At 55.8% G+C, this 21,228-nt stretch carries 13 protein-coding genes; 2 read left to right on the plus strand and 11 right to left on the minus strand.

Translation table 11 applies throughout. The features are described from left to right. From GIV35_RS23400 to GIV35_RS23425, 6 genes are all read right to left on the minus strand, one after another. Positions 1-2,150: two-partner secretion domain-containing protein (locus GIV35_RS23400; protein WP_236491442.1), on the minus strand; the 2,150-nt coding region annotated here is incomplete at its 3' end. A gap of 12 nt (positions 2,151-2,162) precedes the next feature. After that, positions 2,163-3,839 (minus strand): ShlB/FhaC/HecB family hemolysin secretion/activation protein, encoded by a 1,677-nt coding sequence (locus GIV35_RS23405; protein ID WP_419789558.1) that lies wholly within the window; start codon positions 3,837-3,839, stop codon positions 2,163-2,165. Then, a complete protein-coding gene (locus tag GIV35_RS23410) occupies positions 3,832-4,533 on the minus strand; it encodes a fimbrial biogenesis chaperone (protein ID WP_236265463.1) in 702 nt (233 codons plus the stop codon). The genes GIV35_RS23405 and GIV35_RS23410 overlap by 8 nt, the downstream gene beginning before the upstream one ends. Beyond that, positions 4,530-7,121, minus strand: coding sequence for a fimbria/pilus outer membrane usher protein (locus GIV35_RS23415; RefSeq protein ID WP_419789663.1), 2,592 nt, complete (start codon positions 7,119-7,121; stop codon positions 4,530-4,532). The genes GIV35_RS23410 and GIV35_RS23415 overlap by 4 nt, the downstream gene beginning before the upstream one ends. 161 nt (positions 7,122-7,282) lie before the next feature. Next, entirely contained in the window at positions 7,283-8,029 is a 747-nt protein-coding gene (locus GIV35_RS23420) for a fimbrial biogenesis chaperone (RefSeq protein ID WP_236265460.1), read from the minus strand. A 25-nt stretch (positions 8,030-8,054) separates the two neighbouring features. Further along, positions 8,055-8,615, minus strand: a complete 561-nt coding sequence (locus GIV35_RS23425; RefSeq protein ID WP_223024125.1) for a fimbrial protein — start codon at positions 8,613-8,615, stop codon at positions 8,055-8,057. A gap of 311 nt (positions 8,616-8,926) precedes the next feature. Here GIV35_RS23425 and GIV35_RS23430 point away from each other — a divergent pair, with 311 nt between their 5' ends. Next, positions 8,927-9,577 (plus strand): response regulator transcription factor, encoded by a 651-nt coding sequence (locus GIV35_RS23430; protein ID WP_223024126.1) that lies wholly within the window; start codon positions 8,927-8,929, stop codon positions 9,575-9,577. 132 nt (positions 9,578-9,709) lie between these two features. On the opposite strand, the gene GIV35_RS23435 is transcribed toward GIV35_RS23430, so the two are convergent. The 3 genes from GIV35_RS23435 to GIV35_RS23445 all read right to left on the minus strand — a co-directional run bounded on the left by GIV35_RS23435 (position 9,710) and on the right by GIV35_RS23445 (position 14,484). After that, entirely contained in the window at positions 9,710-11,068 is a 1,359-nt protein-coding gene (locus tag GIV35_RS23435) for a lytic polysaccharide monooxygenase (RefSeq protein WP_236265459.1), read from the minus strand. A 48-nt stretch (positions 11,069-11,116) separates the two neighbouring features. Next, the gene (locus tag GIV35_RS23440) at positions 11,117-12,550 is read right to left on the minus strand and encodes a carbohydrate-binding protein (protein WP_223024128.1); all 1,434 of its coding nucleotides are present in this window, start codon (positions 12,548-12,550) and stop codon (positions 11,117-11,119) included. Positions 12,551-12,828: 278 nt separating this feature from the next. Then, positions 12,829-14,484, minus strand: a complete 1,656-nt coding sequence (locus GIV35_RS23445; protein WP_223024129.1) for a BBE domain-containing protein — start codon at positions 14,482-14,484, stop codon at positions 12,829-12,831. Positions 14,485-15,732: 1,248 nt separating this feature from the next. Here GIV35_RS23445 and GIV35_RS23455 point away from each other — a divergent pair. Continuing rightward, positions 15,733-15,942 carry a hypothetical protein gene (locus tag GIV35_RS23455; RefSeq protein ID WP_223024130.1) on the plus strand — a complete coding sequence of 70 codons (210 nt, stop codon included), beginning with the start codon at positions 15,733-15,735 and terminating at the stop codon, positions 15,940-15,942. 267 nt (positions 15,943-16,209) lie between these two features. Here the strand turns inward: GIV35_RS23455 and GIV35_RS23460 are convergent, their stop codons facing one another. Both GIV35_RS23460 and tssM read right to left on the minus strand, forming a co-directional pair. Next, on the minus strand, positions 16,210-17,532 hold the full coding sequence (locus GIV35_RS23460) for a hypothetical protein (RefSeq protein WP_223024131.1): 1,323 nt from the start codon (positions 17,530-17,532) through the stop codon (positions 16,210-16,212). 52 nt (positions 17,533-17,584) lie between these two features. Beyond that, positions 17,585-21,226: a type VI secretion system membrane subunit TssM gene (tssM, locus tag GIV35_RS23465; RefSeq protein ID WP_236304580.1), complete on the minus strand. Its 3,642-nt coding sequence runs from the start codon at positions 21,224-21,226 to the stop codon at positions 17,585-17,587. Positions 21,227-21,228: the final 2 nt, after the last annotated feature.

The following is a 21,228-nucleotide window of genomic DNA, read 5'->3' on the forward strand; positions in this document are numbered from 1 at the left end:
ATATGAGACGGTCTCGTGGGCTCGGAGATGTGTATAAGAGAACAGCCCACCAGCCCGCCAACGCCACCCATGGCGTCTCGCTGCATGGCGCCGCCCACCACAGTATTTGAAACCACATGGTCTAAGCGCGCCGTACCGCCTGAGGTCGTAACGTTTTCACCGGCTATACCGCCGATGGCGTGCGTATACGCGTTGCCCGCCACGCGCCCGCTGGACACGGCATTTTTGATTGTGCCACCGTAGTTTTGCCCAACAACCCCACCGACGCTGTTCGCCCCGCTGCTGCCAGCGTTGACCAAGAGGTTGCGGGCAGTCACGTTGGACAATGTACCGACGTTCAGCCCCACCAGCCCTCCGATCGCTGCAAACCCATAGGCTTGCGACCCACCATTATTGATGGTCGCACTGTCCAGTGTCAGATTGCTGATCGTGCCTGAGGAGACCGCGAATAACCCACTGTTACTGCCGGTGCTGGAGATCCACAAGTTGCTCACGGTGTTGCCTAAACCGTCGAAAATACCGCCGAACGCGGCTTTATCACCAATAGCCTTGAATTGAGCTGAACGGCCAACGATGTTATTACCCAGCACGTAATGGCCGTTAAGGTTTGCGTTGATGTTCTGTAATTGCGCAAGGTTCTGGATAACGGTGTACCGATCACCATTGGAGGCGTACGTCGCCCCTGCGCCAGACAAGGTCAACTGGCCGCCCGTGCCTAATACCGAATCCCCCCCGTGATTCAATGTGAGGTCGCTGAAGAGCCCGGTCAGTGAAACCTTACTGTTTACGTTCACATCACCACCGGCATTGAGCGCGACACGCGCACCACTACCGGTCGCAGCCACATTACCGTCGAGGTTGACGTTCCCGGTCGCGCTCAAGGTCAGACCATTGGCGCTGTTCCAGGCTATCGGCCCAGCCAGGTTCAAATCACCGTCGGTACTGACCAGCTCAATATTGGTGCTGGTCAGGTTGCGCGACAATGTGTCGGAGTAGGCGGTCTTCCCCGCTGATGCTGCAGTTGGCTGAATCTGGACTGTCTTGGCGCTGACTTTAAACGTACCGGTCTGACCATTGGTGGCCAGTGTATTGACCTGGGTTCCCAGTTGGGTCTCGACCGTGGCGCCCTTGGCCTCGATCATGCCACCGCTGCCATAGGTATTTTGGGCGTGAGCCTGCAGCGAACCGCCGACCTTGACCGTACCTGCATCGCCGCCATCCAGCGTGATACGGCCAGCTTTGCCGCTCAAGGTTTTGGCTTCGATGGCGCCCTGGTTATTCACCACCGTTTGCAACATCGCATTGGCGCTTTTACCTGTCATCAGCACCTGGCCACCGTCGGCCTTGAGCAAGCCGCCGTTCTGCGCCAGGGCGTTGATCGCATCACCGGTGACCTGAAGATTGAGCAGTTGGTTGCCGTCGAAATTGACCGTGAAATCATTCCCAGCGCCCAACGCAACCTGGCCCATCTGGGCCTGGATAACGCCATCGTTGCGCACCTGGTTGCCAAGTAGCGCAATACTGCCACCCGGTTGTGCGTTGATCGTGCCGCTGTTGCTGATTTCAGCATTGGAAACACCGCTGAAGGTGTATTTGCCCGCGACAAAATCCGCATCCTTGATGTCCTTGGTGGTGGCAATCAAGCTGCCGACGTTGATCTGTGCGCCTTGACCGACCACGATCCCGTTGGGGTTAACCAGAAACACGCGACCATTGGCGTCCATCTGACCTTTGATGCTACTGACATTGGTGCCAATCACTCGGTTGAGCGCGATAGAAGAGGCGCTTGGTTGGTTGAACACCACCTTTTGCCCAGCGGCAATGCTGAAGTCCGTCCAGTTGGTGATCAGCTTATCGGTGTGCTGGTTGATCGACATTTGCGAATTGGATTCAAACCCCAAAATATCGGCCTTGCCGGAGACCACCGTACCGCCTACCGGCAAGGCAAATGCCGGTGCAGCGCTCAACAACGCCAATGCGCCGATGGCCGAGCATTTAGCGCCCGTTTTGCAATGCCGACGAGCCCCTTCGTGAGCAACCTTCCAGCAGCTCATCGCGTGGTTCCAGACCAGTGAGTAAACCTTGTTCACATGAATTTCCTCTTCCTTAATGACGCCTTGCATAGCATTGCAAGGCGGTACTGCGCCCAAGCACAAATGTGCTCAGAAATACTGAATGGCGCTGAACCACACACGCGGATTCTGATGTGGTGCGTCGTTCTGCTCAGTCCCGTGGATGGGCCAGGCTGCGGTGACGCTGAGCTGTTGTCCGGCGCCGCGCCAACTGGCGCTAACCCCTGCGGCCGTGAGTGATCGCTGATTGTTTTCTGAAGTCCAAGGCCGTTTGCTGACCGTGATAACACCCCGGTCGGCGAAGGTGCTCAGTTGCACGCCCGGCGCGGCCAGGTAGCGCAGCTCAGTGCTGGCCTGCCAGCCCTGGTCGCCGCTACCCGCCCCGAGGGCATAGGCGCGAACGCCATTAGGGCCACCGAGGCCAAACTTCTCGGAACTGTCGAGGTTGTTACCCGCCCACTGCGCATTCAATTGGCTGTACAGCTGCCACCGCTGGCTCAGGTACTGCAAGCGGCCGAGGCTCAGATTGGCCCGTGTAAAATGCCCCGCTGCGCCAGCGCTAAGCCGGTCCATGGTGCGGTCGATGGCTTCACCGATGCCCAGGCGCCCGGCGCTGTAGCTGAGCGAGACGAAACTCTGCCCGCCACCCTGCCAGCGATCCTGGCCACTGGCGTTGATAACCAGAGTCCACAGTTCCACATGCTTGGGGCTGTGCAGGTCGAACAGGTCGATATCGTCTTGCAGCTGTTTGTCGTCGAACTGCAATTGCGCGCTGAGGTTGAAGGTGCGGCTGCGAATCAAGGGTTGCAAAGCGAAGAGGCTGCGCACGGTGGCTTGGCCTTTTGCTTCGAGCACTTCTACGTCCTTGCCCAGTTGGTAGCTCATGCGCGAATAGGAGGTGCCAAGGGTGGTCGACCACGGGCCCACTGGCAGGCTGTAGCCGAAGCGGTAGTAACGTTGGTGCTGATCGCTTTGCAGCAGGCGCATGTTGAGGGCATCACCCAGGCGCAGCGGGTTGTTTAAAACCAGGCTGGCGCCAAGGCGATATTCGCCGGTGTAGCGGTCGCCGTAGTTGTCGGCTTCCAGAGTGCCGGCATACCAGGGGCCAGGCTCGGCATCGACCACCAGGTCGGTGCTGCCGGGCAGTGAGCCGGGGCGCAAAGTGCCTTTTACTGCCACGCCTGGAAGATCGCTGAGCAACAACAGGCTTTGCTCCAGATCTGCGTCGTAGACCGCTCCACCCGGACGCAATGCCGACAACGGTTGCTGCAACACAGCATCGATCACGCGGGAGCGATTGTTCAACTCGATGCGACCGTAATGCCCCTCCAGCACCTGGATACGCACGATGCCTTGATCGATGTCCTGGGCAGGCAAGAAAGCCCGCGCCAGTGCATACCCGTGAGCCTGGTAATACTGTGTGATGCGTTGTGCAGCGGCGCGCAGCCCGGCGAGGTCCAATGACTGGCCCGGCAAGTCGGCCAGCAGTTCAAGCAGTTGCTCGCAATTGAAGACCTGGTTGCCGTCGATCACAAAACCGTTCACTTGCAACTGCATACCGCCGCCAGGCGTTGCCTGAGACGGTGCTGAAGGCTGGGGCATGTCAACCTGCACCGGCGCAGAAGGCAGGGGTGCCGGCGCCAGGGATTCAATGTCACGCATTACCTGACCCGCACTGGGTACCTGGGCCCAGACCGAGGGCACGCCAGAGAGCGCCAGCGCGACACCGACGGCGAGCAAAGGCCTCGTCGCGAAATCGTTAATCATGGTGAACCGGCGCCCGTGCATCGATCATTTCTCCCCTGTCTGCAACAAATTGGTAATGGATAAAATCAGGTGTCGCCGACGCCTCTGTAAGGGGGAAATCCGCGCAGGTAAATGGCGCAATCGTGGCGCTGCGCTGAATCTCGTCAGCGGCTCCCGGCTCCAGTCGCTGCGCAGTGAGCGAGACAAAAAACGGTGCCTTATTGCAGGCCTCAAGGGCCTTGCGGTGTGCGCGCCAGGTCAACTGTCGGCCCGCCTCTTCCGCGCTCCCCGTCAGCCCCGCCGGCCTGAACAGCAGCTTCATGCGCAACCGATACGAAAGCCGCAGCAGATGCGTACTGCGTGGCGGCAGCGGTGGCACTTCAAGGAAGTTCAGCCAGAACAGCGACTCGCGGTCGGCAGGCAGCGCTTCGCCGGTATAGCGGACTTCAAGCGCACTGCGCTGCCCAGGGTCCAAGCGCAACAAAGGACGGCTGACCACGAACGGCACGGACAGGCCTGAGGGGTCTTGATTGATCTGGCCCCGGTCCAACCAGCTCTGGGCCAGGATCGGCGCTTCGCCGCCATTGCTGATCCGCACCGTCAGCGCACGTGTATCGGCTGCGTAGACGAAACGAGTCCCCGTCACCGTCAACGCGGCCTGGCTGCTACTGGCATGGGCGCAAATCAGCAGGCACACGGCATAAAGCGACCTCACAACGCACGCTCCTTGCCTGCAGGCCGGACGTCTATGTCGTGACACACCAGATTGAGCAACTCGAACGCGCTGTTTTCGCGGGCGTGGCGCTCGGGCAGCGCATAATCCACTTGGCATTGCTGGGCGGCATCGCTGCCCCACTCCACGCGAATCGAGCCGCGATCCTTGTCACTGCGTACCACCAGCCGGCTGCCCTGCCCCACCGCACCAATGACTTGGCCGCTCTGCACATCAATAGCTGAGGCAGCGAACGGCAGGCGCTGGCCATTACTGCGTCGGCTGTCGATCAACAACGGGCGGGATTTACGTGTCGGGAAATCCAGCATCACCACGGCGCCAGCACGAGGGGCGACGCTGCGTGAACTGACCTGTAGCTCCACATCATTGGGTACGCCTTGCGGGTCGACATCAACCTGGTTGAGCTGATAAGGGCTCAGGCTGGTGATGATCGCGTAGCCGTCCTTGCCAATGCTCGACCCTGCGTAGCCAACCCTGGCGCCTTCGGCGTCGCGTGCCTTGACCACACCCACCGTTTCGCCAAGGGTTTGCGCAAGCGTCACGCCGCCCGGGTGCAGGACCACGGCGCCCGATGCACTGAGTGACTGCTGGTGATAATCCGGCCCCTGGGAAAGGCTTGCACCGAACGCGCCTTGGGGCAGACGGTAGTTGACGCTGGCATTGCTGGAGGCACCGCGCTGCCGGTCGGCATGGGCGACCGAAACGGCATAAGAGGCATCGCCGCGCTCATTGAAGGCGCCGGATATACCGGTAGACATCTGCCGGCCTGAGCGACGGTCATGGCTGGCATAACTGTTGATCACCGCACCGCCATGCCCATCGCGGCCCAAGGGAATCGACAGCGTGAAGGTGAGCTGCGTGTCGTCTTGATCCCCTGTATATCGCAGCCCGCCCGGCGAGGCGCTATGGCTACGCTGAGCCGCAATCGAGTAGAAATTGCCGCGCCACTGATTGCTGTAGCCCATGGAGAAACTGAGTGTCCGTCCCCCATGCTGCCAGTACTGGCTTGAGGAACTGTTGAGATATACGCTGCCTCCATCGGCGCCCAGCCCCTGGCTGATGTTGGCGTCGAACCGCGCGCGTACGCGGGCAAAGTCTGAGGTGCCCCCTCGCTCGTTGCGCATCCGATCCTGAAGCGCTACGGCATCGTGAAGCCCCAAGTACCCTGAGGTTGAATAGCGATAGGCGAGCAACGAAAAATTCGTGCGGCTATTGGGCAGGTTCTTGCTGTACGACAGGCGCAAACTGGAACCCTGCTGGGTCTGCCCTGCGGGGAGTTCGGTGCTCGCTGCGGTGAGGTCGGCGGCGAAACCGCCGAACCGGGTATTAAGCGCCATGCCTGCCAGGCCGGATACATAGCTGGGGGTCAGTGCGGTGCCGCCATAGCCGGTCAGATTGTTGTCCAGCCCGCGTTGCAGGGTGCCTTGCAAGACAACTGGCGGTCGGCCGTGCAAGCCGGGATCCACTAACTGAGCAGCCACCAGGCTGTAGCGCATCGAGCCCGGGCGAAGTAACTGCACGGTTGTGGCAAATGGCACGACGAACCCATGTTCGCGACCATCGGCTTCAGTGACTGTTACCCGCAGGTCACCACCAAAACTCGCTGCTTGCAGGTCGGCGATCTCGAAGGAGCCCGGCGCTACGGTTGTTTCATAGACCAGGTAGCCACGCTGATAGATAGAAACCTTGGCGTTGGAGGTCGCAGTGCCACGTACCACCGGGGCGTAGTAGCGCTGCGTATCAGGCAACATGCGGTCGTCGCTTTCGAGCTGGACGCCGCGAAACGACACCGCATCGAACAACTCACCACTGGTAGTGCTCTCGCCAACCAGTAACTGCGACCTCCAGTCCGTCAGGTCGACCTGACCATAGGCGTAACCGCGCTGGTAACGCCCACCCAATGTGGGTGACCAGGTCAGGCTGGCGTTATGCCGCAGCCTGACACCGCCCAGGTTCAGCCCCATGTTCAACCCTGAATAGGCATGCGTGTCGCGGCGCCCTTGGCTCTGAACGCTGAACAGGTTGGCGTCGTAGTTCAGCAAACCGGCTATTACGCCACTGTCCCAACTGGACGGATCGACATAGGTGCTGGTGGCGGGCCGTTGCAGGTAGTACTGCGCCACAGTGATGTGCAGTTTCTGTTCGGGCAGGTCAACACGGATGACAGCGCCCGGCACAAAACGCTCAAGCGTGTCGCAGGTCAGTCCTTGCGGGAGAACCGCGCTCTGTTTATCGCTGCCGCGTCCTCTTTGACTACGCTTGAGGTCTATGCCAAGACGCGTAAGTAACTCGCCGCTGTAGCAGGGTTGTGCATCAGCCAGTCCGACAACTGCCCGTAACTCGACTTCCTGGGTCGCACGCCATTGGCCATTGACCAGAATATCCAAGCGATATGTGCCCGGAACATTGCGTGCCGGCTGTTCAAAACGGGTGGTATCAATGCCCATGCCGGACGCTCCTTGCATTAACATCTGCGAATCGAATGTGATCGGTTCATCGAGCTGGCTGGGCGTGACAGGCTCTGCCTTTGGCGCATCCTGGGCCCATGCCTGAAGCTGCCCACCCAGCAGGCCGGCAACGAATAAAAATAGTGCCCAGCGGTGTCTTTCATTTGCCCATGGCAAAGCCAGACCACCGAGTGCACTCGGTCGAAATCGAACAGGTAAAAACATAGTCAATCCCATGCCGCGGCCGTGTGCCGGAACCGGGCAGAAGCGCTAGGCCTGCGGCGTTATTCGCCTAAGGGCTGCTCGAACATCCGCCTTGCGCCATAGTCATTGATGGCTTCGTAACGCACTTTTAACCGAGTAGCGTGGCGGTCAAGGCGGATTGAGGTTGTGAGCACCGTCTTGCCGAACGGGGCAACCATTCCGGTTTTGACGGGAAACACCTGGCCATCGTGGTCGACTTCGATACGGCCGAAAGACACGTAATACGGCGTCGGATTCGCCACCGCCAGGTTCGTCGCCCCCGCGCTTTTGGGCATCGCCACAAGTGTCCATTTGAGCTGCTCGGGAGCAGCGTCTACGCCCGATGCAAGCGCGATCGGACGGTAAAGCAGCTTGAGTCGTGTCCTGAAGGCAAACTGCAACACCGCATCATCCGAAGCCCTGCGCGGCGGAGTTTCCAGCACATTGAGCCAGAACAGCGATTCGCGGTCTGCGACAGCAATGGATTGGGTTCGACTGATCCTCAACACCGCTGCGCCACTGGGGTCAACCCGGCTGACTGCAGGAGCGACAACAAAGGGAACCTGGACATCCTCAGGGGCCATTTCTGCGTGCCCATCATCCACCCAGCTTTGCACCAGTACAGACGCACTGCTGGAGCTTTGCAGCCTGACCGTTACGTCATCCACATTGGCTGGGAAAATCACTCGAGTGCCTTGCACCACAATGGCTGCCTGGGACGCCTGCACATACAGCCCAAGGAACACAGCGCCGATGGCGAGAGAAAACGTACGCGCTATCGGCGCCATGAACCACCTCCTGCGTTGTCAGCGGTTATTGATAGGCCAGCGTGTAGCGCACGAACGAAATGCCAGAACCCGGAGTGACAACAGGCGCGGTCGATACGTAAGACGCTTTGTAGGACAAGGTCGCAGTATTGCCTTTGACCACTGCCACCTGAGGCGTTGTTTCCCTTTGGCCCAGCTGGATTTTCTTGCCATTGGCCGTATCGTTGAATACTTGAATCTGCACGCCTGTTGCAGGTGCACTGCCGATCAGCTTGAGATTGCCGGTAACCGAATCGATATTTTCAACTTGATCGAAATCGATCGAAACCTTGGCGTCGTTAGTGCATTGCGCACCCGACAATTGCAGCTTGAACGGCACAAACGGTGACGCGTTGCCGATCGCGGCGAATGTACCTGGCGCGATCCGCCCCAGTTCCACATTGGTCACGTTGCCCTCCCCTGGCGCCTGGCCGTTAATGTCGCAAGTCACATCTGTGATGCTTCCTGAAAAGTTCACAATCCCATCCGCCGCATAGGTCAGCGAAGGCGCAACTAAAGCACATAGAAAGCTGGTTACAACCAGCTTTTTCAACGAGAAATTTTTCACATCATATCCTTATCAATTAAGTTCACGACCATGCAAATAGCAAGTGCAACGCACGATGGTGCGACCACTTAGTTATATGCCTACCGACATCTACCGGAAGACCAGAACAACAATACAGGAAGCCCGTTCTATTTTTTTATAGATCATTCCTACAAGGGCTAAGGACATTTCGTATAGACGATATTTTCTTGCCAACACCTCTAAAACCATATTTAAGTTAGTGGGACCTTCATCGCATGAGATCTGTATTACTTGCGATGGACTTGGCCCTGCGTAAGCAGTTGGAACGTTACCCTAAAAGGATTTTACGGATGAGCACCATTGTTATCGCCGACAACCATGCGCTGATGCGTTATTCGATCAAGAGGCTACTGGAACAAAACGGCCACACCGTCGTCGCCGAAACAGAGAATGGGCAGGAAACCCTACACATGGTGAAGATGCTTGAGCCACACCTGCTAATAATGGAACTAGACCTGCCAGAAATACACGGATTGGACGTCATTTCTGTACTGACCTTGGGTAAATGCTCAAGCAAAATACTCGCACTCACCGCCTATGACGCCGAGAATTATTTAATTCGTTGCTTAAAAGCCGGCGCCTCCGGATTCATCTCAAAAACTGCTGAATTGAGTGAAATACAATTCGCTATAAGAGCACTGCTAATAGGCAAGAATTACTTCCCCAACGCCACTCTAAAAATGGCAAAATCCATCAAGCGCACGTACTTGTCTCGTGAACAGAAGCCAATAAAATTGACGAGACGCGAAACAGAAATATTAAAACTTTTAGCGAACGGCCATAACAATCAGGAGATCGCCAAGCTGTTAATGATCAGCCATAAAACTGCGAGCGCCTATAAACTCCGCTTGCTATTTAAATTCAATACTTCACACCTGCTTGGCATGATTGACGCTGCGCGTCGAGAAGGGCATTTAACCGAAGGGGGCGCGGCCTCATGACTACTGACGCGCCGTGCACGCCTTGCTGAATAAGGGGCGTAGCATGTGTCGACTAGACTCTTGATCAGTCATGGTATTGCAAGCCGGAACCTAAGAAGGTTCCGGCTTACACACTTTATTTGACAACCTCAGTTAAACCAGCAACCAAAGAATATTTACTGTCTCTGCAGGCGTCCAACCCGCGTTAGAGATATGTGCCTGGAAACACGCGTACTTAACCCCCTGATAGATGACTTTATCGCCCACCTTGTAGGACTCACCTAATTTCCACTCCGGCGTCTCGCCCCCTTCGCCGGTAGAGGTGGTGACACTTAGCACGTTGCTAGGCACCGACAGTTGCCCTTGAGTATCTTCGGCGGCCACAAAAAAACGATACATTGTTGCGGCAGTCAGGCCGCTGTCGGTATAGCCGGTTTGTGAAGCAGGGATCGTCGCAACCTGCACCCCATCGCGATAGAAATTATAGTGTTTCAACGGATAACCACCTGTCGACGCTCCCCACATCAATGACACAGTATTTGCGGTGGTATTCATAGAGTGCAGGTTGACCGGTGCCGTTGGAGGGGCCGTACCACCACCTTCAGCTTGAGTTCTAACCTGAATCGCCGTACTCGGTAGTGACTGGTTGCCTCTGTCATCAATAGCGGTGACAAAATAGCTATAACTGGTCCCCGGTAACACGCTGTTATCAGTCCAGCTCAACAACGGAACATAGACATCAACAGTGGTAGAGCCATCACGGGTAATGCGATAGGACGCGATAGAAGAAGATCCGGTTGAAGCGTTCCAGGTTAAACGAACCTGCTTATCGGTTATGTCACCGGCTTTTAGGCCGGTTGGCGTGGTTGGCCGCCCACCGCCGCCCTCCCGCTCTACAAAATCAAGGTCCACAACCTGATAGAACGCCGCTGCGGTATCTGCAACTTCCCAAATTGCCAGCAAAACGTGATACCCCTCGCGGATTGGCAGTGGCATTTGATGAACAGTGGGTGAAGGTGGTTTCATCGCATCGCCATGAGACCAGTAAGGTTTCAGATTAATCTGGACAGTATAAAAAGGCTCCGCTTCAAACTGATCACGGGACAGCACCTGGCTCGGGTCCCAAGCCTCTTTAGTGATGAAGTAGTTCCAGCGGCGGGTTACATGGTTAGCTGTAAAGTGCCACGAAATATCCAGCATCTCGCCACCGCGCACCTCATGTTTTTGCCAGTGGCTACCGGGTTGATCGAGGAACAGCCCGGTAGCCTGATTGGCACTGGCAATTTTTCCATCCGGCGGCGGCGGCGAGTTCGCTACATCTTCAGGGGCATACACGTCCAGCAACCCTCCAGCGACGGCGGGGAAAAACTTGCCCGATTCACGCTGGTTGAGTGCCCCCTCATCCAAGTCACCTGCCTGCCAAGCAAAGTAAGCACGAGAGGCGGGAGAAAAAATATGACCGTGACGTGGAACTATGCTCTTGCTGATAGGATTCGCTATATGTTTAGACATGATGAATCTCCATTTCTTTGTTTTTCCGTCTGTAGCTTCAGTATTTGGTTATGCGCGCTGCCAAAGGGATGTAGCCTTGTCTGGTGCCCACCAAGAAATCGAGGTGTGTACCATCACGCAGATATAGGTAACGCCCTTATGAGTGACGAGGTCACCGTCCTTGTACCGGGAGCCCGTGACCCATTCCGGCGGGGTTCCACCAGATGACAAGGTACGCACGGTCAATGTTGTACTTAGGCTGGAGTTGCCACCCTGACTGTCTTGCGCGCTCACCTGATAGCGATAGTCGGTATCGGGCCGTAACCCGCTGTCGTTAAAGGTAGGTGTAGCTGTTACGCCGATTGACACTCCGCCCCTATACACCTGATAGCTTTGGATCGGATGAACACCTGAAGCAGGTTGCCAACTAAGCAGTATTGAAGACGGTGTTTGAGAGAGGGAAGTTAACCCGGTCGGTACTGACGGCCCTTCTGGTACCGGCGTCTCTCCGCCAGTAAGGTAACCATAGCGATTGAGAAACTCCCAGTTATAAAGCTTGCCGTGCTTATCTCTGCCATTATCCCAGTTAACTGACCATGTCATGAGACCACGAACAGGGTTGCCGGCTTTTTCCAGATCCGACAAAGCTTCAATAGCGTTTAGGGGGTCTACCACATAACCCGTCGCGGCGGCATCAATATTGGAGGGCAAGCCTATTACCAGACGATTGGCCGCGATGCTAGAAAACCCGCGCGTACCATGAATCAAACTATCGGTAAGATAGTAGAGAAACTCTTTCTTGTAAGTATCGCTATTTTGAGTAACCCATAAATTAAGCTCGTCCACCCAAATACCATCACCGCCCTGATTGTAATACTGCGGCGCGATGAAGTCATAAATATCGTCTAACGCTGTAATATAATCGAGATAGATTCCGTTAGTGCGCAAATAAGGAAACTCTGGAGCCATACTGATTATAAAATGCTTACCTTCCTTCTTATAATACTCACGCACCCTTCGTAGTGCCGCCGGTATCACTATTCGATTATCCGCGTGAGTAATCGCCAGTTGTTCAAGATCGATATCCAGACCGTCAAAACCGTAGGTCTCTACCAATCGAACTATTTCATAGGCCAGCGCCTCTTCCTGCCCAGCATGAAGCTCGATATGAGCATCAGCCCCACCCAGAGAGATCAGTACAGCACGTCCCTGCGCATTCAGTACTCCAACCTGGCGGCGGAACTCAAGATCACTGTAGGCATCGGGTTTAAAGGTAGGAATACCGCTGCCTTTCATAAACGCGACAGCAATCACGTTATAGTTTTCCGGGATATCCGTGAGGGCCATTTCAGCAAACAGGCCTTGCTGATAACCCTGCCCGGCCTCAGCTTTCCAGTTATGCCAAAAACCCATCAGGATGTTTTTAGAAGAGATATCTGGCATCACTGAAGCCGCATCATGGATACGGTTTCCATATTGATTAATAACTGTCTGTTTCAGCATGATTTCTTAGTCCTTTAGTAGCGGAGGTGCAGACATCTAAACTGAATCGCTGCAAGTCGCTTTAACGAAGGAATCCTAACTGCTCACCCGCACAGTGTGCACCGATAAAGCCCTAGCACACATGACATGATCTATTTCAAACAGAAAGAGTCCTCGATAGGGCTGCTTGCGTTAGCCAGCGTACTCAGTGTTGATAATGGTACATATACTGTATTGACTTCAGCCGTAGAACTCGCTCAAACAAACAGTAATAGAACAAAACGTTTATCAGAGTTTCCCTAAGGATGCGCTAATGGTATGGACAGTTCACTGCGGAAAATGTTTTTGGGGTCAAATTTAAGCTTAGTCCTAATGAGCATTTGCCGTTTATCACCATAATAAAGCTCCAACCATCGCGTATCGACCACCGCATGACTATCGTCCGTGTATTTCATATCGATATCTGGATAGTTTATATAACACCCTTGATAGCGCTGATTATCTTGAAAAGGTTTGCCGCCTTGCTGCTCAAAAAATGCCTTGTAAAAACTTCGACACCACTCAATACAGTGGTGCTCATGCATCGGGCTACTCCAATAAACCTGAAGCTGCGCTTTCAGAATTGAGCGTCTCTGATAGACGGAAGTCGGGCACTCCTGTTCATCCTTAGCATTGATACAGCCTCCATAAGAGTCAATCTGCAACAATGCCTGATTAAGAACAGCATCGCCTGCCTGATTGAAGTACTGCCAAATAGCATTAACTTCCATATCAGAGAAATCACCAACCTGATAAAATGACTTATATTTACCATGTTGATTATTGCCGGAACCATTTAACATCTGGGTTACATACAACCAATCCATCAACCTAGCATCCTGCAAGATATTACTTAGCTTCGGCTCGTTTGAATGGCGCTTTCTTATCGGGCCGAATAAACTATCTTGCGTCGTGACAAACGCATTCTCACCGGCCGCTTGATTCATATGAGTGACAAAGTCGATCAGCGGCTCGGTTTGCCTTTCACCATCGACTCGCCCATCCATTCCAGTATATTGAACAAGCAAATTGATATCGCCAGTTGAGCGGTGTTGCAATTTAAGTAATGCAAACAAGCCACCATTGGCTTTAGACAGGTCATCACTGTTCCAATGCTCATCATTCTTACTAAACCAGCGCCAGTACTCATTCAGGAAATGACTAAGCTTATCCTTACTATCAAATGCACTCCATGGCCATGCTAAAGAGAGCAGATAAGCTTGCTGCGGCGCTTGTGGCAGTTCTTTGAAGTAGTAATTAAGAATAATACCAAAATTTCCACCGCCCGCCCCTCGACAGGCTATAAACAGGTCGCGCTCCCCATCCAATTCATCACTACCTTCGTGAACATGCCTAACCTCCAGCGCGTCTCCGGTTTTGTTCGGCACTAAAATATCCACGCCGCTTAACCAGTCCACAGTCAGGCCATGCATACGCGATAGCAATCCATAACCGCCGCCGCTAATGTGCCCTCCTGCACCGACCGAATAGCATGAGCCACCCGGGATCGTACGATTAGCTGTTTTATAGAGAGCCGAAAAACCATCCCAGTTCTGGTTTCCCGAAGCTATACGAAACTTATATTTTACACTTTCATTATAGTGAGAGCGCAAACGCCCTTGTTCATCGAACTCAATACCTGCCATCAAACCAAGATCGATAATAGCAAGCCTCTGACTTCTTTGAGACACCAATTTATTCGTCACAAATCCTTCGTAGCAATGGCCACCACTACGCACTGTAATGCGATAATTTTTTTTCAAAGCATCGTTAGCCGCTGCCCATACCGAGGCCGGACTATTACAGATATAGATGAAGTCGGCGCCCTGCCCATTACCGGGCCAACGTAAATTAAAGCCTTTTTTTAGCGTTTCATAACGACGATCATGATGATTAATAAGAATGTAGTTTGACATGGAAATCCTCCTTGATAACCTAAGAACATTGGAATAAAGCTTGACATTAAAACCACTGGGCACACCTTGAAATTCCGCTAAAGCGAAATCCTGGCCACTCACTTTAGGCTTTTCCCACGCAACCTAAAAACCATCAACGTATTACGCCAACATCCATGCTGCGTCACACTCACTAAACTTTTTCTCATGTAAAAACAGCATAGCCCCTATCTTGCCAATGTCCAGTCGATTTTTTTAGAACATCACCATTTTCTTGTAAACTGCTCGGAAGTAACGAGAGCAACTTTCTCTGATTAGAGATAATTCTTACAGACATCGCTATTTCGTGACTATCGTACCGTGGTACCATTTAAAAGCGACGCGCATCGATATTTTATCAATACTCTTATTTTTCAGTCTCATTGAACATTAAAGTGCGCTCCCAGCGGTTGTTTTTTACCCCCGTGCGCACCTGTATCGACACGCCGACATCCAGGAGTTCAAAAGTGCGAACAGCGTCACGTTTGCTCGGTGTTTTTAGCCAAGCCGTAAAGCGAACACTTACGTAGCAAAACGGCCGTTTTATCATCCAGAATGACTGCTCGGCCTCGCTGCGAACTTGTGCCTTGGCCTTCTCAGAATAGATGGGCCGCCAGCCAGCAATTTTCGAATTTCATCGCGTCGTTCGATAGCTTGCTTGAGTCAGATTCGAGGATAGTGAGCACCGGATGCTCGCCTTTAGGACCGAGGAGGCCAGTCAAGATAGGGACTCGAACTGGCACGAGATATTGAACTCAATCTTGTAGTGTTCGTACCGGACCAACCTGGATCTCAATGGTTTTGTGCACAAACAAAAAAAGACGCCTAAGCGTCTATTCCGTAAATCACAGGCAAAAAAAAGCCACTCGTTAGAGTGGCTTTTTCTTTTATGCTCGGAGCGGGAAACGAGACGAAGACACCCGCTCTATCTCCTTGAAATACCTGCTTTTTTGTTAAAAAACCGGCATTTCGATGGGGCTAATTTTGTACCGCTTTGCGGCGGCTGGCAAGGCCCCTCGTCAGCCCGGTCGACGGCGGGTGTCAGTCAGGTCCGAGAGGGCTGTGCGGTGTCGCCGACAGCGGCTTCTGAAAACGTCGCTAGGGGTGAAAAAGTGCGAGGCCAGGGCGGCCAAATGCGGTATTCAGGAAGCCATACCGCCGCCATTGGCCGAGGCCAGCGCGAACCCGCGGTCACCCACGCCCACTCATGACCCCAGGAGGCCCACTGTGATGACGATCATGAACCAGCCCCCCGCCAACCCTGCCCTGGGCACCCTACGCCTGACCCGTGATGAAGTGCAGGTGTTGCGGTACTACCGCACGCTGTCGGCGGCTGATCGCGAGGCGACGCGTTGTTTGTTGCAGGTGCTGCAAGCAGCGCCGCCTGAGTTCGACGGCCGCCCTGCCAAGGCCAGGCGTACGCCCCGGATCAGGCTGTAGGGAAAAGCCATTGGCGCCCCGCGATCATTGCCTGCTCAGTGCTTCCCTCAGAAGGCAGGAATCACGCAGCAGCACACCGGGACGATCAGAGGATGACAATCGGCGCACGTTTACGCGAAAAACATCTGCGTCTGGTCTTGTCCCAGCGCGAACGGGGAGAGATCGGCGGTGTGGAAGCCAGTGCGCAACGGCACTACGAAGACGCCAGCCGGTTTCCCAAGGCCAATTTTCTCGCAGTCATCATGCGTATGGAGCGCCCTGCCCTCTTTACGATCGAAGCGCGTCACCAATTTCTTCGATAGCAAAAACGACGTCATGGCCGGCGCGAATCAACTCCGCAAACCGCAGCATCACTGAGGAGCCAACATCATGGGACAGCGCCAAGGTCATCAGTTCGCGTATCGGTTCATCAAGCGCTGCTTCGACGCTGGGTGAACACGCCTGCCCTGTGAGCCAGGTAACAAGGGACGAGACCCTATGGCCAGGGGTATCTTCATCAACACCCAAAATCTCGCCTAACACCATTCCCAGTGTGCCTGCAGGATGTTGTTCCGGGCGGCTCCAAGTCTTGAGTTCAATTGACTCTCGCTGCACCTTTTCCAAGTTCCGCCGAATCTTTCCAGGAATGGTCGCCGCCGCTTTGGGGCGATTGTAGTACTCGCGGTTAGCTAAACTTGCGGCATCCCTGACAACCTTCCAGGCCACCGACCACAGCTGTGAAACACTGTAGGTATGCAAAGCTGCGCGCATAGTACTTTTAATTTCTGCCAGCTCTTGTTCCGACAGATCATGGTTATAGAGTTCGCACTGAACGTCCAGATAGCGCATGACATCAGCGACTGCGTAATCAAGCCACAGATTGAAAAGCCCGTCAGCATCGGTGTAAACCCTATCCGACAGACTACGAATGACTTCGTCCGCACTCCTTGATGCGACATCTGGCGCCAAACGATAGACAACCTGGTCCCTCAACACCCAAATCTCATCGCCCTCCCAATAGTAGGTTCCCGGGCTTGCTTTACTGGGGTCATCAAGGACGAGCCCAGCCTCACGCAATTGCAGCATGAAGTCATCGACATACCGAGGCGCCAGCCCTCGACAATCACCCGGCCTGAAGCCGCCATTGGTCAACCTCGGGGTAACGGCCCTGTCCAACGCCAGCAGAAGCACCACCTGATTATCCGGCACCGCTGAGTAGTCCACCGTGCGGGTTGACTGCTTGCGTACGTATTCGGCCAACTGCCGTTCAAGCTCTTCGGCTTTGGTCTTTTTAGCCTCAAGCGCAATGGCGTCATGGTCGTTCTGACAAAGCGTACAAAGCTTCGTGGACCGTTGAGGGACCTTTTTAGCCTCGGAGCGATTTTTGATTTCGATCAGTTCTGCGCACTTGGGGCAGACCTGATTGTCATCGAATGCCTTGCAACGTTGCCGTATGAAGCTGGCGAGTGTAACGCCTGGTGCCATTTCAATAACGTCCGTCAGAGCACTCACTTTTTCAAGGTACTGCCCTGACTCATCGACAGCCCAGTAACGCTCGATCAACTCAATTTCTTTAGGATCTTCGGTCAGCAGTTGCAGCTTGATTGCCATGTAAAAACGGTCCTGTTCACGTGTATTTATTTCGTATCCAGTCATCGCTGACTTATGGATGCTCATCGCTGATAGCGGTTGCGGCGACACTCCCAACCTTGCTTAAGTCTCTCTTCGTCTGGCGCTCTTCAAGCAGTGTTCTCGGCAGCACAAACCCTTCAAAACTACGCTGGGTGATCGGGTTGTTGGCCTTCTCCGCGCCGATTCGATAACGCATTAGCCCATCGGCGACTGAGAAAGTCAGGTCCACGCTGGTGTCAGTTCTTCCATTCAGGTGCCCACGACTGAGCAGGCGGAACAACGACCACGGCCCGCGATAGCTCATGCTGGCGGTGTTGCCGGTGCTATGCACCAGAGTCAGTTGGCTGCCGTTGGTGTTGCCCAGGCTGTTGGGCCACACCAACCCCGTGCGTTGCGGCGCGCCATGCTGGTAGGGGATCAGTTGGCCGTCGACGCTGAGCATGCTGCTCAGGCGGGTGGCGCTAAGGGCCAGAGGTTCGATGGTGAGTTGCACGGCCAGATGGCCGCGGTGATTGAAGAAGGTGTCGCGGATGCGCTCGACTTTTTTCAGCTGTTCCAGCACGTCGCTGCGTACCAGGTAGCCGCCGAGGCTGTCGGAGTACAGGGCATCGAGGTTGTCCTTGAGAAACACGTTCAGGTATTGGTCGTGGAACTGCTGCAAGCGCCCTTGTGGGCCAAAGAAGGCTTCAAAATCATCCAGCGACGCATCCTCGCCACTGGCCTTGAACGGATAGCGGCCCGCCAGGCGCTCGCGGTAGAAGCTGTAGATTTCACTGTCCCAACGTTTCTCCAGCTCGCGCAGGGCGGCAATCACCAGTACCTGGGAGGTCTGGTCGGCGAGCTTTTTGACGTGCTGGTTCAGCGGCTCGGGCAGGCCCACGGCGACGCGTTGCAGGTTGGCGATCGGGTCAGCGCCGTCCAGGGAGAAGCGGTTGAGTACGGTTTTCAGCGCCGCCTTGCCGGGGTCGGGATTGTCGTGCACGGCTTTGGCATAGTCGTAGACGGCACTGACCGAGCGCAGGGTTTCTTCGTAGTAAGACGGCTGCTCGCCTCGTGCGGTGATCAGCTCTGAAAGACTGGAGAATGCACGCCGAATCCCTGCTGCTTGTTGTTGCCCCTCTGGCACCTTGTCCAGCTTGAGCGGCGCTTGCCCTTCAGCCAAGGGCACGGCCGGGTAGATCACGCTGTTGTCACGCAGGGTTTCCAGCAACCGTCGTAGCGGTGCGGCCGGGCCAGTGACTTGCTCCAGCACGGCCACGCCGTGACTGAGGTCGTCGAAGTCGGTGACCGTGAACTGATTCAGTGCGCGCCGCCAGCTGTCCACGTAGTCGGCGCTGTACAGGGCGCGGATACGCTGGGTCAGCACTTTGCGGTCTTCGTCGGAGTAGTCCAGGCGTTGCCGTTCGCCGAGCACCCACTGGTCGATCATTGCCAGTTCGATGATGCCCTCGGTGCCGGGCTCGAAGTAGTCCTTGAAACCCTTGGCGGTGAGCAGCGGCGGCAATTGCAGGCCGCTGCCCGCTTGATCGGTGTTCAGCGGGCGGTAGACGATATCGAATGCCGGGCCGACCTCATTGCGCAGGTCCAGCGGACGGTGCAAACGCTCCAGGGCATCCTGTTTCAGGCTCATGTAGACCCGTTCGGCCATGGGCAACTGGCGCAGTTGCTGCTGCACCTGGGCAATGCGTTCACGGTAGTGCGGCAGGTCGGCGTCGGCGTATTTCAGCGCGTAGCCCAGGTGCCCCATCAGATCGGCCTGCAACTGGCCCTGGCCCGGATAGGCACGCTGCCATTGCTTGGCGACCCATTCTTCGACGATGGCCGCACGGCGGTTGGGCCGCTCTTCCAGCATGCGGTACACGCGCAAGGCCGCCAGTTGCTGATTGCTGCCGGCGGGCGCCGCGTTGATGGCGTCGAGCACACCGCTGGCAATCGCCGGCAGAAAGCGCTTGGACAGCAGATTCAGGTAGGCTTCGTCCACGGTGGGGCCAATCGCCCTGCCCTGATACAGCCCCATGTCCGACAGCAACGGCCAGGCTTGGCGGTAGTCGCCATAGACCAGCACCGCATCACGGATCTGGTCCAGGGGCAGCAACAGGTTGCGCCCGGTAGGGTCGACCTTGGCGTCGATGTCCCGCTCGCTGAACTCCTGGCTCTTGGCCAATACGTTGGCCGCCTTGTCGCGGTTGATATTGAAGTAAAACTGCCAGGTGCCGATGACCACCAGACAGCCCAGGGACGCGACGCTGAATCCGGCGATCAGCAACCGCCGCTTGCTGCGGGCCACCTTGATGTTGTCTCCCGCCAAGCCTGCTTCGGGGTAGATCACGCGCTGGAACAGTTGCTGGGCAAAGTAGATGGCCGTGCCACCGGCTGGTTTGACTTCGGGTGGCGGTGGCGGCAGTTGATAGGCTTGCCCCGCTTCTTTGACGAAAGCGTTGCTCAGGGTGCCCTGCTGCAGCACCGAGGAAAAATACAGCCCGCGCACCAGCGCCGGGGTGGTGAAACGATCGCTGCCGAGCATTTCGCTGAGGAAGCCAAACAGGGCCGGACGCAAGCCCGCCATCTGATGCATCAGCGCCTGCAGGCGATCACGCTCATCCAACGTGCGCGACGCCCTGGTGCTGTTGAACACCTGCTCGGTCAGGCAGGCGACAAAAGTTTGGTATTGGCGCGTCAGTTCCGCCAGCCAGGCATCAAAATCATCCACCGCGTCCAGGCTGAAGGTGAAACCCAGCAGGTCTTCGCGGCCGCTGCGCGACAACCGGGCAAAGAATTCTTCGAAGCCTTCCAGCAAATCAAACTTGCTCAGCGTCACGTACACCGGCAAGCGCGTGCCCAACTGCCGCGTCAGCTCAAACAGCCGGGTGCGCAGCAGGTTGGCGTGGGCCTTGCGTTGTTCGGGACGTTGCGCCAGCAAGGCCTGCACATCAATCACCAGCACCACGCCGTTCAATGCTCGACGGCTGCGGTTGCGCGTTAGCCAGTCAAGCAGATGCGACCAAAGGCGCGCGTGGGTGCCCGTAGGCAGCACCGGTTTGACCTTGCCCTGCTGCTCGACGTGTTCAGCCGGTGAAGTCGGGTGGCTGAGAAATTCACCCGGTGGGTCAATCAACACCGCCTCGTCACCGATCCACCAATCCACCGGATAGGCCAGTTGCTCTTCCTGATGGGCCCGGACCCCAGCCTTGGTCACATGGGACAAGGCAAAGCTCTGATTGGAGCGGGTGATCAGGCTGGTCTTGCCAGCATTTTCCTCACCCAGCACCAGGTACCACGGCAGCTGATACAGCGAGCGGCGGCGCTCCATGTTGTTGAGCAAATTGCCCAGGCTCCGATCCAGTGCCCGTTCCTGCGCCTCGATATAAGGCAGGCAAGGGTCGGCCTGCACCGCGACCTCATGTTGGCGCTCAAGCTGCAGCCGCTGGTAGCGATTACGCACCCGCCATGCCCAGATCAGCAACGGCACCACCAGCACCACGACACTGGCCGAGACGCGCATCGCCAGTTCACCCAGCGGCTGACGCTCGCGCCAGGTCCACTGCGGGCCCAGCCACCAGATGGCAATCAATAAAAACACCACGCCCAGCAGCACCAATACCGGCACCGCCTGATTGAACTGACGCAGCACCGGCAGGCCCCAGCGTTTGAGGTAACCCCAGACCATCCCCATAA

The organism is Pseudomonas sp. PA-1-6B (assembly GCF_021609545.1).
Classification (GTDB): domain Bacteria; phylum Pseudomonadota; class Gammaproteobacteria; order Pseudomonadales; family Pseudomonadaceae; genus Aquipseudomonas; species Aquipseudomonas fluorescens_BV.

What these genes read in the sequence shown, in the direction of transcription:
- GIV35_RS23405 (WP_419789558.1), bottom strand. Translation starts at nt 3,839, where the DNA reads ATGATTAACGATTTCGCGACGAGGCCTTTGCTCGCCGTCGGTGTCGCG.
- GIV35_RS23420 (WP_236265460.1), bottom strand. Translation starts at nt 8,029, where the DNA reads ATGGCGCCGATAGCGCGTACGTTTTCTCTCGCCATCGGCGCTGTGTTC.
- GIV35_RS23430 (WP_223024126.1), top strand. Translation starts at nt 8,927, where the DNA reads ATGAGCACCATTGTTATCGCCGACAACCATGCGCTGATGCGTTATTCG.
- GIV35_RS23435 (WP_236265459.1), bottom strand. Translation starts at nt 11,068, where the DNA reads ATGTCTAAACATATAGCGAATCCTATCAGCAAGAGCATAGTTCCACGT.
- GIV35_RS23440 (WP_223024128.1), bottom strand. Translation starts at nt 12,550, where the DNA reads ATGCTGAAACAGACAGTTATTAATCAATATGGAAACCGTATCCATGAT.
- GIV35_RS23445 (WP_223024129.1), bottom strand. Translation starts at nt 14,484, where the DNA reads ATGTCAAACTACATTCTTATTAATCATCATGATCGTCGTTATGAAACG.
- GIV35_RS23455 (WP_223024130.1), top strand. Translation starts at nt 15,733, where the DNA reads ATGACGATCATGAACCAGCCCCCCGCCAACCCTGCCCTGGGCACCCTA.
- GIV35_RS23460 (WP_223024131.1), bottom strand. Translation starts at nt 17,532, where the DNA reads ATGGCAATCAAGCTGCAACTGCTGACCGAAGATCCTAAAGAAATTGAG.
- tssM (WP_236304580.1), bottom strand. Translation starts at nt 21,226, where the DNA reads ATGGGGATGGTCTGGGGTTACCTCAAACGCTGGGGCCTGCCGGTGCTG.